Annotated in this window: 14 protein-coding genes; 8 read left to right on the forward strand and 6 right to left on the reverse strand. The window is 65.4% G+C overall.

Annotation, left to right across the window (positions count from 1 at the left end):
* Nucleotides 1-57 precede the first annotated feature (57 nt).
* On the reverse strand, nt 58-1,347 hold the full coding sequence (locus ACE3TQ_RS25735) for a D-amino acid dehydrogenase (RefSeq protein WP_374586412.1): 1,290 nt from the start codon (nt 1,345-1,347) through the stop codon (nt 58-60).
* A 99-nt stretch (nt 1,348-1,446) separates the two neighbouring features.
* On the opposite strand from ACE3TQ_RS25735, the gene ACE3TQ_RS25740 reads away from it, so the two are divergent.
* The 6 genes from ACE3TQ_RS25740 to ACE3TQ_RS25765 all read left to right on the forward strand — a co-directional run bounded on the left by ACE3TQ_RS25740 (nt 1,447) and on the right by ACE3TQ_RS25765 (nt 6,094).
* A complete protein-coding gene (locus ACE3TQ_RS25740) occupies nt 1,447-1,941 on the forward strand; it encodes an Lrp/AsnC ligand binding domain-containing protein (protein WP_374586414.1) in 495 nt (164 codons plus the stop codon).
* Between the two features lie 38 nt (nt 1,942-1,979).
* Entirely contained in the window at nt 1,980-2,153 is a 174-nt protein-coding gene (locus ACE3TQ_RS25745; RefSeq protein WP_374586416.1) for a hypothetical protein, read from the forward strand.
* A gap of 51 nt (nt 2,154-2,204) precedes the next feature.
* Nucleotides 2,205-3,779, forward strand: coding sequence for a hypothetical protein (locus tag ACE3TQ_RS25750; protein WP_374586418.1), 1,575 nt, complete (start codon nt 2,205-2,207; stop codon nt 3,777-3,779).
* 113 nt (nt 3,780-3,892) lie between these two features.
* Complete coding sequence (locus ACE3TQ_RS25755) at nt 3,893-4,342, forward strand: hypothetical protein (protein ID WP_374586420.1); 450 nt, start codon at nt 3,893-3,895, stop codon at nt 4,340-4,342.
* A 40-nt stretch (nt 4,343-4,382) separates the two neighbouring features.
* Nucleotides 4,383-5,678: an NAD(P)/FAD-dependent oxidoreductase gene (locus ACE3TQ_RS25760; protein WP_374586423.1), complete on the forward strand. Its 1,296-nt coding sequence runs from the start codon at nt 4,383-4,385 to the stop codon at nt 5,676-5,678.
* Complete coding sequence (locus ACE3TQ_RS25765) at nt 5,678-6,094, forward strand: DUF3592 domain-containing protein (protein WP_374586425.1); 417 nt, start codon at nt 5,678-5,680, stop codon at nt 6,092-6,094. Before ACE3TQ_RS25760 ends, ACE3TQ_RS25765 begins: the two co-directional genes overlap by 1 nt.
* Nucleotides 6,095-6,112: 18 nt before the next feature.
* Here ACE3TQ_RS25765 and ACE3TQ_RS25770 read toward each other — a convergent pair whose 3' ends face one another.
* Nucleotides 6,113-6,802, reverse strand: coding sequence for a sensor histidine kinase (locus ACE3TQ_RS25770; RefSeq protein ID WP_374586427.1), 690 nt, complete (start codon nt 6,800-6,802; stop codon nt 6,113-6,115).
* A gap of 116 nt (nt 6,803-6,918) precedes the next feature.
* Between ACE3TQ_RS25770 and ACE3TQ_RS25775 the strand changes: the two genes are divergently transcribed.
* Nucleotides 6,919-7,422, forward strand: coding sequence for a hemerythrin domain-containing protein (locus tag ACE3TQ_RS25775; RefSeq protein ID WP_374586428.1), 504 nt, complete (start codon nt 6,919-6,921; stop codon nt 7,420-7,422).
* Here ACE3TQ_RS25775 and ACE3TQ_RS25780 read toward each other — a convergent pair.
* Nucleotides 7,379-9,010, reverse strand: a complete 1,632-nt coding sequence (locus ACE3TQ_RS25780) for a response regulator (RefSeq protein WP_374586430.1) — start codon at nt 9,008-9,010, stop codon at nt 7,379-7,381. The two genes, ACE3TQ_RS25775 and ACE3TQ_RS25780, sit on opposite strands and share 44 nt — an antisense overlap.
* 123 nt (nt 9,011-9,133) lie before the next feature.
* Between ACE3TQ_RS25780 and ACE3TQ_RS25785 the strand changes: the two genes are divergently transcribed.
* On the forward strand, nt 9,134-9,547 hold the full coding sequence (locus ACE3TQ_RS25785; RefSeq protein ID WP_374586432.1) for a hypothetical protein: 414 nt from the start codon (nt 9,134-9,136) through the stop codon (nt 9,545-9,547).
* 12 nt (nt 9,548-9,559) lie between these two features.
* Here the strand turns inward: ACE3TQ_RS25785 and ACE3TQ_RS25790 are convergent, their stop codons facing one another.
* The 3 genes from ACE3TQ_RS25790 to ACE3TQ_RS25800 all read right to left on the reverse strand — a co-directional run bounded on the left by ACE3TQ_RS25790 (nt 9,560) and on the right by ACE3TQ_RS25800 (nt 14,258).
* Nucleotides 9,560-10,534, reverse strand: coding sequence for a diguanylate cyclase domain-containing protein (locus tag ACE3TQ_RS25790; RefSeq protein WP_374586434.1), 975 nt, complete (start codon nt 10,532-10,534; stop codon nt 9,560-9,562).
* Between the two features lie 126 nt (nt 10,535-10,660).
* Nucleotides 10,661-13,396 carry an ATP-binding protein gene (locus ACE3TQ_RS25795; protein WP_374586436.1) on the reverse strand — a complete coding sequence of 912 codons (2,736 nt, stop codon included), beginning with the start codon at nt 13,394-13,396 and terminating at the stop codon, nt 10,661-10,663.
* Nucleotides 13,397-13,442: 46 nt separating this feature from the next.
* Complete coding sequence (locus ACE3TQ_RS25800) at nt 13,443-14,258, reverse strand: response regulator (RefSeq protein WP_374586438.1); 816 nt, start codon at nt 14,256-14,258, stop codon at nt 13,443-13,445.
* Between the last annotated feature and the right edge of the window lie 495 nt (nt 14,259-14,753).

A 14,753-nucleotide genomic window follows, 5' to 3' on the forward strand; every position in this document is an offset into this window, starting at 1 on the left:
ACAATCTATGCGCGAAGCGCATAGATTGTCCGATTGTCAGACCTGACCCCGAATTTCTCAGGCGCCGGCGAGTTGCGGCTGGCGGGTGCTGCGTTCTTCGCTGTAGCGGGCGGCCGAGAGGTCGTCGGCGAAGATGGCGGGGCGCTTGGCGGACATGATGTCGGCCAGCAGCTGGGCGGAGCCGCAGCTCATGGTCCAGCCCAGCGTGCCGTGGCCGGTGTTGGTGAACAGGTTGCGGATGGCGGTGCGGCCCACCACCGGGGTGCCGTCCGGGGTCATCGGGCGCAGGCCGGTCCAGAACGTGGCTTCGGCGGTGTTGCCGGCGCCGGGGAACAGGTCGTTCACCACCATTTCCAGCGTTTCGCGGCGGCGTGGGTTGAGCTTGGTGTTGTAGCCTGCGATCTCGGCCATGCCGCCGACGCGGATACGGTCGTCGAAGCGGGTCACGGCAATCTTGTACGTTTCGTCCAGGATGGTCGAAGTCGGGGCTTTGTCGCCATCGACGATCGGCACGGTGATCGAGTAGCCTTTCAGCGGGTAGACCGGGATTTCGAACAGTTCTTTCAGGAACGGGGTGGAGTAGGCGCCCAGCGCCACCACGAAGGAGTCCGCCTGCACCAGCTCGGCGCCGCATTGCACGCCTTTGACTTTGTCGCCTTCCATCACCAGGCGCTCGATCTGCACGCCGTAGCGGAATCTCACGCCCAGCTCCTTGGCCATCGCTTCCAGGCGGGTGGTGAACAGCTGGCAGTCGCCGGTTTCGTCGTTCGGCAGGCGCAGGCCGCCGACCAGTTTGTGCTGCGAGGCGGCCAGGCCTGGCTCGGCCTTCATCAGCTCGGCGCCGGTCAGCAGTTCGTAGGGTACGCCGGTTTCTTTCAGGACTTCGATATCCTTGGCGGCGCCGTCCAGCTGGGCCTGGGTGCGGAACAGCTGGGTGGTGCCTTTCTGGCGGCCTTCGTATTCGATGCCGGTGGCGGCGCGCAGCACTTTAAAGCAGTCGCGGCTGTATTCGGCCAGGCGCACCATGCGTTCTTTGTTGATGGCGTAGGATTCGGCATTGCAGTTGCGCAGCATCTGCCACATCCATTTCAGCTGGAAGGTGGTGCCGTCCGGGGTGATGGAGAGCGGCGCGTGGCGCTGCAGCATCCATTTCATGGCTTTCAGCGGGATGCCGGGGGCGGCCCAGGGCGAGGCGTAGCCGGGCGAGATCTGGCCGGCGTTGGCGAAGCTGGTTTCCAGGGCAGGGCCGGGCTGGCGGTCGAGGACGGTGACGTCGTGGCCGGCCTGGGCCAGGTAATAAGCACTGGTGACGCCAATGACGCCGCTGCCAAGGATAACTACGCGCATGGATTGCCTCCGGAATATTTGTTGCGGATTATTTTGCTATGATAGGTAGTTTTCCCTAGTATTTGTTACTATATAAGACCGTCAAAACAGTAAAAAATCATGCGAATCCAGAAGGAATCGGTCCGTGGCCTGGACAAGATTGACAGGAAAATACTGCGCATCCTGCAGGAGGACGCGCGCATCGCCATGAAGGACTTGAGCGAGCAGGTGGGCTTGTCGATCACGCCCACCATCGAGCGCGTCAAGCGCATGGAGCGCGACGGGGTGATTTCCGGCTACCACGCGCGCCTGAATCCGCGCGCGCTGGGGGCCAGCCTGCTGGTGTTCGTGGAGATCACGCTGAACCAGAAATCGGCCAGTCATTTCGAGCAGTTCCGGCGCGAGGTGCTGCGTATTCCGGAAGTGCAGGAATGCCACCTGGTGTCGGGCGATTTCGATTACCTGATCAAGGCCCGCATCCATGAGATGGCGGAATACCGCAAGCTGCTGGGCGATATGCTGTTGAACCTTCCGGGTGCGGCGCAGTCCAAGTCCTACGTCGTCATGGAAGAAATCAAAGAGACTTTGATTTTGGCCACAGAGCCCGCACCGTAGGCGCGGGACAATGACGCTTTCTGACCAAGGAGCGTACCATGTCCACGAACAAACCCGATCCGGTCGCACATATGTCCGACTTACATGATTCTGAGCACAAATTCGAGCTGGCAATGGCGAAGCAAAGGGCGGAGACTTTTCGCTGGATGCTGTTCCAGACAACCGTCATTATCGGCGCGACGGCGGGGCTGCTGAAACTGTTTGGGTGCTGACCACGCTTGGTCTAGAATGCCATTAGCCTGGACTGAGCGAACGGAGTATTTGTGCAAAGCACTTATGGAGCCGCCAGCGTCACCCCACCAGCCGCGTCGGCGCCGGCTGCCCCCGAGCACGCTGTTTTGCTGCGCTGCCTCGACGAACATCTCTCCACCGACCAAAGCTTCACCTCCGCCCTGGCCCGCACTGTGGGCGCGATCGCGCGCACTGACGGCACCATGACCCTGGCGCAGTTTGCCGCTGTGACCGACCTGGCCGGCGATGGCCGTGCCTCCGCCGTCTTCACCGCCCTCATGCTCAATGCGATCGAATGCGATGTCACGGTCGATTGGGCCTTGCAGGCGCTAAGCCGCTCCAGCCCGACGGTCGGCGATGCGGCGCGGCATAGCGCCTTCAACCTGATGAAGCCGCTGCTTGCGCTGCAGGGCACGGCGGCGCGTCCGCTGGCGCACAAAATTGCCAAAGCCTTGCACATCAAATTGAGTGCCGAGCAACTGTTTGGCCTGCCGCCCGAGGAAGAGCGCCGCCTGCTCAGCAACCTGGGCCAGCAGGCGCGCAAGCTGGTCAAGGGCAAGGGCCTGGCCGACGCGGTGGCGGAGTTTGGCCGCAATATGGGCCACACGGAACTGCTCAACCACGCGCGCGGCTACCACGGTGGGCTGATGAGCCAGCAGGAATTGCAGGACGCGGTGGAGCGCGCCGTCACCACCATTTGCCAGGGCATCGAGAGCTACCGCGAGCACGACAGCGCCATGCTGGCCTGCGAAGCGAATGCCGCCAGCCTGCTGGCGACGGCGCAGCAGCTGCGCCACCAGGTGCAGCAGCGGCTGGCACTGGTCGATGCGCGCATTGCCTATGAACGCCGGGTGCTGGCCCAGGATATCGAGGACGCCGTGCACGATGCCGGCAATGCCATCGAGCTGGCCCTGGCCGCCAATCCGGACGCCAAAGAGCAGGCCAGCGGCGCCCAGTTTGGCAAGGAGATGGAATCGCGCCTCGACCGCGTGGTGCGGCGCAAGGAGGAGGTGCTCGACCTTTTGCAGCACGACTTGTCGCTGTTCCAGTCGGATATCCGCCTGACCCAGTCCACCGTGTTTGAGCGCCAGCACCATGCCACGCTGGCGCGCCTGATGCCGCGCATGCGCGTCGGCACGCGCCTGGCGCAGACGGTCGATACCGCCGCCAATATCACCCTGATGGGCAGCGCCGTGGCGGCCGCCAGCACCGGCACGGCCGCCTACCTGTTCGGCGTGGCCGTGGTGCTGCCGGTGGTGGCGCCGGCCGCGCCCTTTGTCGGCGGCGCGGTGCTGCTGGCCGGGGCCTTCAAATGGTTTGCCGATGCCGGCCGGCGCAAGCGGTCCGAGATCCAGGACCGGCGCCGTGCCTTCGAGGAGGAACTGCGCAAGCGCCTGCAGGAGGTGCAGGCCGCCTTCGGCCGCCAGCTGGACCGCATTGCCGCCAGCTTCCACGAATCGGCGACCCAGCTGCTGACGCCGCTGATGCTGGAGGCGGAAGCGGCGGGCCGGGTGCAGGCGGTGCGCAAGCGCATCGCCGACAAGGTCATTGCCCAGGCCAACCGCGCGATCGCCGAGCTGCGTACGGCGCTCGGCGCGCATGCCTGAAAACTGTTGCTTTCAGGATGATATGTGCGGTGGCGCACGTAGCGGCTCGAAATTGCCTTGATACAATAACCGGTGCGCAACGCACTTTTTCAACTACTTATATAATCACAATCATGAAGACCCAGCTCTTAGCCGCCGCCATGCTGGCGCTCAGCACTTCTGCCTTCGCCACCGACGTCGGCGTTTCCGTTACCGTCGGCCAGCCAGGCTTCTACGGCCGCATCGACCTTGGCAATATGGCGCCGCCGCCGGTGCTGTATCCGCAGCCTGTGATTATCCAGCGCCCGGCGCGCATCATCGCCGAGCCGATGTACCTGCGCGTGCCGCCTGGCCATGCCAAGAAATGGGACAAGCACTGCCATAAGTACAATGCCTGCTCGCGCAACGTCTATTTCGTGCGCGATGACTGGTACACCAACGAGTACGCGCCGCGCTACCGCGAGGAACACCGCGACCGCCGCGACTACGACCGCCGCGATGACCACGACCACGACCGCGGCCACGGCAAGCACAAGGACAAGGGCCATGGCCACGGCCACGGCAAGCATAAAGACAAGGACTGACCGGGGCGGCCGGGCTCGCCGCCGACTTTAGGAGAGCTGTTTGCGAAGCAAATATGTGATCGTTGGTGGTGGCGCAGGCGGCCTTGAACTCGCCTGCAAACTGGGCCGCAAACTTGGCCCGCAACAGGTAATGCTGGTGGACAGCCGGCTTTACCATATCTGGAAGCCTTCCTTGCACGAAGTGGCGGCAGGCACCCTGGACATCCACCAGGAGGGCCTGTCCTACCAGATGCTGGCGCACGACAACGGTTTCACCTATGTCTACGGCGCCATGACGGCGCTCGATGCCGCTGCCCGGGAGCTGACCGTGGCGGCCATCACCAGCGAAGGCGGCGAGGCCGTCCTGCCGGAACGCCGCATCGGCTACGACTCGCTGGTGATGGCGGTCGGCAGCACTTCCAACTATTTCGGCGTGCCGGGCGCGGCCGAAAACACCATTTCCCTGAATGCCACCGAAGATGCGGAGCGCTTCCGCCTGACCCTGCTCAAGCTGCTGACCAAGGCCGCCTTGCAGAAGGGGCAGGACGGCGCGGCCGGGGTCGACGTGGTGATCATCGGCGGCGGCGCCACCGGCGTCGAGCTGGCCGCCGAGCTGCGTGAGGCCAGCGGCGTGTACACCTCCTACGGTTTCGGCCACCTGGATCCGGTGCGCGACGTGCGCATCACGCTGCTGGAGGGCGCGCCGCGCATCCTGGCGCCGTTGCCGGAGCGCGTTTCCGGCGCCGCCCTCAAGCTGCTCAACGAGCGCGGCATCAAGGTCGTGACCGACTGCCGTGTCACCGCCATCGCGCCCGACCACGTCAGCGTGGGCGAGCAGCGCTATCCTTCCGACATCGTGGTGTGGGCGGCCGGCATCAAGGCGCCGGCCTTCCTCGCCACGCTCGGCCTGCCGGTGGCCAAGGGCGGCCAGATCGAAGTCACCGGCGACCTGCAGGTGAAGGGCGTGCCGGGCGTGTATGCGCTCGGCGACTGCGCCCTGTGCCTGGGCCCGGATGGCAAACCGGTGCCGCCGCGCGCGCAGGCGGCGCACCAGCAGGCCGATTACCTGCTCGAGACTTTCCTGCGCGAGGCGCGCGGCAAGGCGCCGCAGGGCAAGCCCTACGCCTACCGCGACTACGGTTCGCTGGTGTCGTTCGGCCAGTCGACCTCGGTCGGCAGCCTGATGGGCTCGCTGCGCGGCTTCAACTGGTTCGTCGAAGGCTTCTTCGCGCGCATGATGTATGTCAGCCTGCACCTGCTGCACCACCAGGCCGTGCTGGGCACCATCCGTACCGGCGTGCTGGCGCTGGCGCGCTTCCTCGTCAAACGGGCCACGCCGCTCGTCAAGCTGCATTGATGCGCGCCGCTTCCCGTACGGCGCTGCTGGCCGCCGGCCTGCTGTTGGGCGGGTGTTACAACCGGGCCGAGGACGTGGCGCAGCTGGCGCGCCAGCACGCCACGGCCACCGGCCGCGTCGCGCTGCTCGAGTGCCGCCTGAACGGGCGCTGGTGGTATGACTTCGAGGTTGACGGCAAGCGGCGCCGGGGCATGGCACTCGATCCGGCGGCTTGCCAGGCGCGCCGCGTGGGCGATGCGGTCACGGTGTACTACAACCCGGCCCGGCCCGAGGTACACCGCGCCATTGCGCCGGCCGCGGCGTATGAGGCCGAGCATGGTTTCCATGTGCCGGAGTGGCTGTGGTTTGGCCTGGGGGCGCTGGCGCTGCCGCTGTCGGCGCTGATGGCGCTGCGGCGCGGCGGCCGGCGCGGCTGAAGCGGCAGCGCCGGCTGTTCAGTTGGCGGGAATGGGCGGCTTGGGCAGGGTGACGCTGAGCACGCTGCCGCGGCTGCCGTTCGCGGCCAGCGACAGGCTGCCGCCGAGGAAGCGGGCGCGTTCGCGCAGCATGCGCAAGCCATAGCAGCCTTGCCAGTGAGCCGGCTCGGTGGCGCCGTCCACCGGGCCGATGCCATCGTCCTTGACCATCAGCGTGATGCTGTCGTCCATATCGTCCACGATCACTTCCACGTTGCTGGCGCGGGCGTGCGCCGCCACGTTGCGCAGGCCTTCTTCCGCCACCCGCAGCAGTACCACGCGATGCGCGCGCGGGCAGGCCGGTTCGTCGTCCGGCAAGCTGCAGCGGGCCGCCATCTGCTGCTCCGCAGCAAACTGCGCCACCAGCTCGCCCAGCGCCACGCGCATGCCGAGGAACTCCAGCTTGTCGTTCCACAGCTTGTGCTGCATGGCGCGGTTGGTCTCGATGATGTTGTGCAGCAGGTTTTTCATCTGCGCCGCGCGGTCCAGCAACGCCGGCTCCGGCGGCAGTTTGGAAGTGAGCAAACCCAGGTGCATGGTCAGCGCCGTCAGCGACGAGCCCAGGCTGTCGTGCATCTGGCGCGACAAGGCACGCCGCTCCTCGTCCCAGCAATTGTTGACGTAACCCAGCAGCTCCCTGAGCTCAGCGGCGTCCGTGGTGGCAGACATATGTTTGGTAGTCCATGTTTATTGCCCCGATCATACATGAGGATGGTGGTGAGGTGGCGCACATACAGTCAGCAGTGTGGCTGCCAAGCTGGCAGCTCACAAAGGAGGAGGCGGAAATGAAAGATGCTATTGCACTGCTTAAACAAGACCACGCCAACGTCAAGGCCATGTTCAAGGAATACGAGGAGCTGGGCGAGCGCGCCTTTGCCAGCAAGAAGAAGCTGGCCGACAAGATCTGCCTGGAGCTGACCAAGCACGCCACGGCGGAAGAGGAAATTTTCTATCCGGCGCTGCGTGCCGACAGCAGGGAGGCGGAAGACCTGGTGGACGAGGCCACGGTCGAGCATTCCACCGCCAAGGACCTGATCGCCCAGATCAGTGAGATGGACCCGCACGACGACCTGTTCGACGCCAAGGTCAAGGTGCTGGGCGAATACATCGAGCACCACGTCAAGGAAGAGGAGGGCGAGATGTTCCCCAAAGCGCGCCAGTCCGGACTGGACCTGCAGGGCATGGCGCGCGAGATCGAGGCGCGCAAGGACGAAGTCGAATTCGTGCCGCCGCGCCTGGCGGGCATCACGTCCGGGCAGTCGCAGGGGCGCGCGCCAGGCACTCGTTGATGGCGCGCAGCAGCTGGTCGACATCGACCGGCTTCACCAGGTGCATGTCGAAGCCGGCCTCCATCACGCGCCGCTGGTCGTCGGCCAGGCCGTAGCCGGTCAGGGCGATCAGCTTGATGTGGTGGGTGTCCGGGTTGGCGCGCATGCGGCGCGCCACCTCGTAGCCGTCGATGCCGGGCAGGCCGATATCGACCAGCGCGATATCGGGCCGCGCCGCAGCTGCCGTGGCCAGGCCCTGGAAACCATCGGCCGCGTGCTGCACCGGGTAGCCGTAGCAGCTCAGCATCATGGCCATCATTTCACGGCCATCGTCATTGTCTTCCACCAGCAGCACTGCTGGCTTGGCCTGCTCGCTCGTATCCATGGGGGGCGCCTTTGTTTCGGTTATATGCTCAATGCACGGCAGGTGCAGGGTAAAGGTGCTGCCTTCGCCGGGACCGGCGCTTTCAGCATAGACATTGCCGCCGTGCAGTTCCACCAGGCGCCGCACCAGGGCCAGGCCGATGCCCAGGCCGCCTTGCGCGCGGTCCAGCGTGCTGGTGCCCTGCACGAAGACGTCAAACACCTGCGGCAGCAGCTCGGCCGGGATGCCGACCCCGCTGTCGTGGACGCTGATGGATACCTCGTCGCCATCGCTGTCTGCGATCACTTCGATACGCCCGCCGGGTGGCGTGTACTTGAGCGCATTGTCCAGCAGGTTGCTGAACACCTGTTCCAGGCGCGTGGCGTCGCCATTCACCCAGCACGGCGCGATGTCGGCCACCAGTTCGTAATCGGCCAGGCGGCCGGTGGCGCGGAAGGTGTCGAGCGTCGTGTTCAGCAGGGCGGCCAGGTCGAGCGGCATGCGGTTCAGCAGGATCTTGCCCGACATGGCGCGGCTCAGGTCGAGCAGGTCGTCCACGATGCGGCCCAGGTGGCGGCTCTGGCGCTGGATGATTTTCTTGGCATGGCCCACGCTGTCGGCCGGCACCCCGGGCAGGCCGATCAACGACGCGGCGCTGCTGATGGCGGACAGCGGATTGCGCAGCTCATGGCCCAGCATGGCCAGGAATTCATCCTTGGCGTGGCTGGCCCGCTCGGCCGTCTTGCGTTCTTCGATTTCGCGCAGCAGGCGCTGGTTGCTGGCGATCAGGTCGGTGGTGCGCTGGCTCAGCTGGCGGGCCTGGCGCCGCAGCTCTTCGTTCTTGGTGGCGAGCGAGACGAAGACGCTGATCTTGGCGTACAGCATCTGCGGGATCACCGGCGTGAACAGGAAGTCCACCGCGCCGCGCTGGTAAGCCTTCAGCCGGTCCAGCTCGTCGGCCACGAAGGCGGTGATGAAAATGATGGGGATATCGGCCGAGCGCGGCCGCTGGTGGATCGCTTCCGCCGTCTCAAAGCCATCCATGCCCGGCATGTTCACATCGAGCAGGATGACGGCGAAATCGTGCATCAGCACTTCGCGCAGGGCATCCTCGCCGGAGCGCGCGGCGACCACTTCATAGTTCTCCTGCGCCGCCCACTGCTGTAGCAGGTTGGTCAGCGCAAAGAGGCTGTTGGCGTCGTCGTTGACGACGAGGATCTTGGGCTTGTCCACCCTCCTGATCATAGCGTTGCCCTTTTACACTGTCAAAAGTGCAGTTTCAATCGGACACGGCCCTGTGTACGCCTGCGCACAGTCAGGCGGGCAGGGGGCTGCCATAGTGGAAACTCGTCCAATGGAGGAGCTACCATGAATATCGACACCATCGTTGACAAAGAGTATGTGGACAAGAGTTTCCGCGAGCTGGCGGACGCGCCGGTCAGTGTGCTGCGCGGCCTGAGCGCCAAGGATGCCAAGGCCCTGCACGCCGCCTTTGGCGTGCAGACGGTGCGCGACCTGGCCCAGCTCAACTTTGTGCGCTGGGCCCGGGCCATCGCCGTGCTGGCCGATGAGGAGCAAATGGCGCCGGCCGAAAAAGCCAAGGAGGAATTGCTCGACGATGCCGTGGAAATGACGTTCCCGGCCAGCGACCCGATTTCGGTTGATGCCGGCATCACGCGCATTGAAGTGGCTCCCGAAAAAGTGGACGCGCAACATGACCACCAGCATGCGGCCAAGGTGGAGGAATCGACCGAGATCGGGCGCGAAGCGGAAACGACCTGAGGCAGCGCCCGCTCAGGCCGCCGCGGCCGGCACCTGCGGCGCGGCCGGCGGCGCCGCGCAGGACGAGGCCACGCAATAGCGGTTCTTGCCGGTGCGCTTGGCCTCGTACAAGGCGGCATCGGCCACGTGCATCAGGTTGTCGACCGTGGTGGCGTCGTCCGGATAGAGGGCAATGCCGAGGCTGGTCGACAGCTGCAGGGTCAGGCCGTTCACGTTATAGGGCTGGGCCACCACCTCGATCAGCTTGGTGGCCGGTTCCTGGGCATCACCCAGGGTGCCCACATCCCCCATCACGATCACGAATTCATCGCCACCGATGCGCGCCACCGTGTCCTCCTTGCGCGAGGAGTTGACCAGGCGCTGCGCCACCTGCTTCAGGATCTCGTCGCCGTAGGCATGGCCGTGGGTGTCGTTGATGCCCTTGAAGCCGTCCAGGTCCAGGTACATGACGGCGGTGCGGCGCTGCTGGCGCGCCGCGTGCTGCACGGCGGTGGCAATGCGGTCTTCCAGCAGGCGGCGGTTGGGCAGGCCGGTCAGCGGATCGTGCAGCGCCAGTTCCTGCTGCTGCTTGCTGTAGGAGGCCAGTTCCTTGTACAGCAGGCGCACTTCCAGCATATTGTGGATGCGCTTGTGCACTTCCAGCAGGTCGAAGGGCTTGCTGATGAAGTCGCGCGCGCCGGCTTCCAGCGCGGCGATCTTGAAGCTGGGCTGGGCCGTCAGGGCCAGCACCGGCAGGTAGCCGTCCTGTTCGATCTCCTTCAGGCTCTTCATGACCTGGAAGCCGTTCAGCTCCGGCATCTGCAGGTCGAGCAAAATGAGGTCGTAGCAATGCTGGCGGTGCAAGGGGCAAACCTGCTCCGGCAGCATGGTGGCCGTGACATTGGTATAGCCGGCGTCGCGCAAGATTTCCAACATCAGGTCAATGTTGTCGGCGCAATCGTCAACTACCAGGATCTTGGCGTTCAGGATCTCATCAGGGCTGGGCATCGCGGTCTCGGGAACTGAAGAACTAGTGTAACTTGGGACAGTTTGCCATGGCGCACGTGTCATTAATTAGTCTAGCAAAGTTTCCACAAGTTTCTTGTAGGACATTTTCCCGTGTGGCGGTAGGTGTCAGCCACCCTGGCTGGCCATGACCACGCGGCCTATAGTGGCTATCAATTCGGAAGGCTCTATCGGTTTTGGCACATGGTCGAGGAAGCCGCTTTCCAGGGCGCGCAGGCGGTCCTCCGGACGGGCGAAGGCGGTCAGGGCGATGGCCGGCAAACTTCCGCCGCGCGCCGGCCCCATGGCGCGGATGCGCGCCAATAGTTCAAAGCCGTCCACATCGGGCATGCCGATGTCGCTTAGCAACAGGTCGTACTGGCCGCTGCGCGCCAGGGCCAGCGCTTCCAGCGCGTTGGCGGCCGCCTGCACCTCGCAGTTGCATTCGCGCAGGATGCGGCCGATCAGGTCGCGCGCATCGGCTTCGTCGTCTACCAGCAACACTTTGAGCCCGCCCAGGTCGCGCAAGCCCATATCGGGCAGCGGCAGCTTGTCGCTGCGCGGCGGCAAATGCATGCGCTGGGCGCGCAGCTCGCCGCTGGCCAGCGGCAGGCGCACGCTGAAACTGGCGCCCATGCCTTCGCCTTCGCTGGCCGCCAGCACGGTGCCGCCGTGCTGCTCGACCAGGTGCTTGACGATGGACAGGCCCAGCCCCAGGCCGCCATGGCGGCGCGTGGTGGAGGCGTCGCCCTGGCGGAAGCGGTCGAACACATGCGGCAGGAATTCGGGCCGGATGCCGATGCCGCTGTCGGTCACCGTGATCACCGCATTCCCATCCTGGGCCCAGATGGCCGCGCGCACGGTGCCGCCGCGCGGGGTGAATTTCAGGGCATTGGTCAGCAGGTTCCACACCACCTGCTGCAGGCGGTTGGCGTCGGCCGCCACGTGGCCGGTGGCGGCGAAGTCGCGCTCCAGGCGGATACCCTTGGCTTCCGCTGCCGGCCGCACCGCGTCGAGCGCGGCATCGACCACCACCGAGGGCTGCACCAGCTTCATGTCGAGCAGCACCTTGCCGGAGGTGATGCGGCCCATGTCCAGCAAATCCTCGATCAGCTGGGCCTGGGCGCGCGCATTGCGTTCGATGGTTTCCAGGCCGCGCAGCTGTTCTTCCGGGCTGCGGTTGCCGCGCCGCAGCACCTGCGACCAGCCCAGGATGGCGGTCAGCGGCGTGCGCAGCTCATGTGACAGCGTGGCCAGGAATTCATCCTTCATCTGGCTGCTGCGTTCGGCTTCCGTGCGCGCGCTGCGTTCGCGGTCGAGCAGCACCTTGCGTTCCTCGGCGGCGCGCTGGGCCGCATCGACCATGCGGGCATTGTCGATCGCAATGCCGGCCTGGGCCGCGATGCCGCTGACGATGCGTTCGGTGCGCTCATTGAACATATGCGCTTCCGGGTGGCCGAAGAAGAGGGTGCCCACCACTTCGCCGGCGCGCGCCAGCACCGGCACGGCCAGGCCGCTGCGTACCTGCGGGTGCGGCAGGCGTTCGAAATCGGCGGGCGGCGTGCCCGACAGCGTGTGCATGGACTGGCGGCCGCCGTCGGCGCGCGCGCCGTGGTAGAAGAAGGTGCCGAAGCGGGCGCCGGAGATGCGGGTGGCGGCATCGGTCACTTCCTGCAGCAGCGCCGGCAGCTCGCGGTGCTGCACCAGGGCGTTGCCCGTGCTGTGCAGCAGTTCCAGGATGGTGGTTTCATCGCGCAGCTGCTCCTGCACGCGTTTGACCTGGTCGACATCGGTGGCGGTGCCGAACCAGCGCAGCAGGTTGCCGCGCGCATCGCGCATCGGGTTGGCGCGCACCAGGAACCAGCGGAACTCGCCGTCGCGCGCGCGGATCGGGTACTCCATCTCGAACGGGCGGCCGCTGTGCACCGAGTCGTGCCAGCGCGCCAGGATGGTGGGCAGTACGTCGGGCGGGATGACTTCCTCCCAGCGCCCCTCCAGCATGTCCTTGCTGCTCATGCCGGTGTACTCCTCCCAGCGCTCGTTGTACCACACCATGCTGCCGTCGGAGCGGGCGATCCAGGCCAGCTGCGGGATGCTGTTGGCCAGGCTGCGCAGTTCCTCTTCGCTGTTGCGCAGCGCATCCTCGGCGTCCTTGCGCGCGCTGATGTCCTGCACCATGCCGATGATGCCGCGCAGCTGGCCGTCGGGGCCGAAATCGCCATGGCCGACAATCGACAGCCAGCAGTGCTGCCCGTCGCGCTGCGCGATGCGGCACTCGGAGTGGAAGTCGCGCCGCGCGGCGCTGGCGTCGAGGAAGGCCGCTTCCACGGCCGGCAGGTCGTCGGGCAGGATGCGTTCGCGCAGCACCGGCCACGTGATCGGGATCTCCGCCGGCAGGCCGAAGATTTCCCCGGCGCGCCGGCCCAGGCGCACCTGGCCGCTGCGCGCGTCCCATTCCCAGTCGCCCAGGCGGCCCGCCGCCAGCGCCACCTGCAGGCGGTTGGTGCTTTCGCGCAGGCCGCGCTCGTGCAGCTTGCGCTGGTGGATGTCGAGCAGCAGGCAGGTCATGCCGAGCGGCGACGGCCAGGCCCGCACTTCGATCCAGCGCTGGCTGCGCAGATAGAAGATTTCGCAGGTGGCCGGCAGGCCTTGCTCCAGTGTGCGGCGCAGCGGCGCTTCCACGGCGCCGCCGGCCAGGGCCGGAAAGGCGTTCCACAGGGACAGGCCGCGCGGGTCGGCGGGGGAGGGCTGCAGCAGTTCGGCGGCGCGCGGGTTCAGGTACTGGACGGTCCAATCCCTAGCGATGACGACGAAGCCGTCACCCATACTATCCAGTACGTTATGCGTGCGGGGATCGGGACTCATAACTCGCGATTGTAGCGCCGCCAGCGTTGCAGCGACGCACCGTTGCTCAACGCAAATTGTTAAGCACCTGTTGCAGCTGTTCGATGTCGTACGGCTTCTGCATCGAGACGGCCGGGAAGTCGAGATGGCTGGTCAGCGCCTCGCTGTAGCCGGAGGCGAAGACAATGCGCAGCTGCGGCTGCCGCTGCAGCGCCTGGCGCGCCAGGTCGACCCCGCTCATGCCGGGCAGGCTCACATCGCTGAACAGCACATCGAAGCTGGCGCCGGCCAGCAGCTCCAGCGCCGCCTCGCCATTCGCGGCGGCGCTGACCTCATGCCCGAAGGCGTGCAGCATCTCGCACACCAGGTATTGCGCGTCCTGGTTATCCTCCACCACCAGGATCCGCAACTGGCCGTCGTTGGCGGCCGATGCCAGCGCCGGCGCACTGGCCGGCGCCAGAGTGCACAGGATGCCGGCCACCGCCCCGTCGCTGTCGCGCACCGGCGTGTAATGCAGGTCGAAACTGGCTTCCAGCATGCGGCCATCGCGCCACAGCTTTAAAGGCTGGCGCGGGAACAACAGGCTGTGCCCGGCCCAGGCCTGTTCGATCGCCTGCGGATTCCAGCTCCAGGCGGCAGGCGGCACGACTGGAATGCTGCCGCCCGGCGGGCTGGCATTGGCCGAACCGGCGCTGTTGGCGTATGCCTGGTTGAACAGGAGGATTTGCTGGCGCCCCCACATCAGCAGCATGGGCAGGGGCGTATTCAGCATGATGTCGAGCGTCAGGCGCAGGGCCGGCGGCCACTCCGCCTGCGGACCGAGTTCGCTGCGCGACCAGTCCTGGGTTGCCATGCTCTCGCCGGTGAATTGCGCCATGTCCATGCCAATGCCTATATGCCAATATGGGCAATCCTACACCAAGGGCGCGGAAAATGGCGGGGTTGGCCCCTTGGGGCGGGCCGCGGGCGGCGATGATCGCGATGGGATAAAAAAAAAGGCCCGCTGGTTGCGGGCCCGAATTCTATTTCCTTGGAGGAGAATAGAGGAGACAGGTGTAATGATGCTGCGTTGCGACATGAAAATCCAATTTTCATTCATGATGAGAGAAATACGTTTCATGAATGAAGTAATAATGTCGAGAAGGCAATAAAAATCAAAGTGTTTCGCGGTACTGGACAAGCGGAAAACACCCCCTTATAATTCTGCCTCCTTGCACGGGGAACTGTGCAGGAGATAGCAGGAAACGCCGGTTTCGGCTCGGAAAGTTAGGCAGTAAGTAAGCTTTCCAAAACGAAATTCATGCGATATAATCCTGCTTCTTAAGCGGCTGTAGCTCAGCTGGATAGAGTACTTGGCTACGAACCAAGGGGTCGTGGG

Source organism: Pseudoduganella sp. (genome assembly GCF_041914865.1).
Taxonomy (GTDB): domain Bacteria; phylum Pseudomonadota; class Gammaproteobacteria; order Burkholderiales; family Burkholderiaceae_D; genus Rugamonas.

What these genes read in the sequence shown, in the direction of transcription:
- ACE3TQ_RS25735 (WP_374586412.1), bottom strand. Translation starts at nt 1,347, where the DNA reads ATGCGCGTAGTTATCCTTGGCAGCGGCGTCATTGGCGTCACCAGTGCT.
- ACE3TQ_RS25740 (WP_374586414.1), top strand. Translation starts at nt 1,447, where the DNA reads ATGCGAATCCAGAAGGAATCGGTCCGTGGCCTGGACAAGATTGACAGG.
- ACE3TQ_RS25745 (WP_374586416.1), top strand. Translation starts at nt 1,980, where the DNA reads ATGTCCACGAACAAACCCGATCCGGTCGCACATATGTCCGACTTACAT.
- ACE3TQ_RS25755 (WP_374586420.1), top strand. Translation starts at nt 3,893, where the DNA reads ATGAAGACCCAGCTCTTAGCCGCCGCCATGCTGGCGCTCAGCACTTCT.
- ACE3TQ_RS25765 (WP_374586425.1), top strand. Translation starts at nt 5,678, where the DNA reads ATGCGCGCCGCTTCCCGTACGGCGCTGCTGGCCGCCGGCCTGCTGTTG.
- ACE3TQ_RS25770 (WP_374586427.1), bottom strand. Translation starts at nt 6,802, where the DNA reads ATGTCTGCCACCACGGACGCCGCTGAGCTCAGGGAGCTGCTGGGTTAC.
- ACE3TQ_RS25775 (WP_374586428.1), top strand. Translation starts at nt 6,919, where the DNA reads ATGAAAGATGCTATTGCACTGCTTAAACAAGACCACGCCAACGTCAAG.
- ACE3TQ_RS25780 (WP_374586430.1), bottom strand. Translation starts at nt 9,010, where the DNA reads ATGATCAGGAGGGTGGACAAGCCCAAGATCCTCGTCGTCAACGACGAC.
- ACE3TQ_RS25785 (WP_374586432.1), top strand. Translation starts at nt 9,134, where the DNA reads ATGAATATCGACACCATCGTTGACAAAGAGTATGTGGACAAGAGTTTC.
- ACE3TQ_RS25790 (WP_374586434.1), bottom strand. Translation starts at nt 10,534, where the DNA reads ATGCCCAGCCCTGATGAGATCCTGAACGCCAAGATCCTGGTAGTTGAC.
- ACE3TQ_RS25795 (WP_374586436.1), bottom strand. Translation starts at nt 13,396, where the DNA reads ATGAGTCCCGATCCCCGCACGCATAACGTACTGGATAGTATGGGTGAC.
- ACE3TQ_RS25800 (WP_374586438.1), bottom strand. Translation starts at nt 14,258, where the DNA reads ATGGACATGGCGCAATTCACCGGCGAGAGCATGGCAACCCAGGACTGG.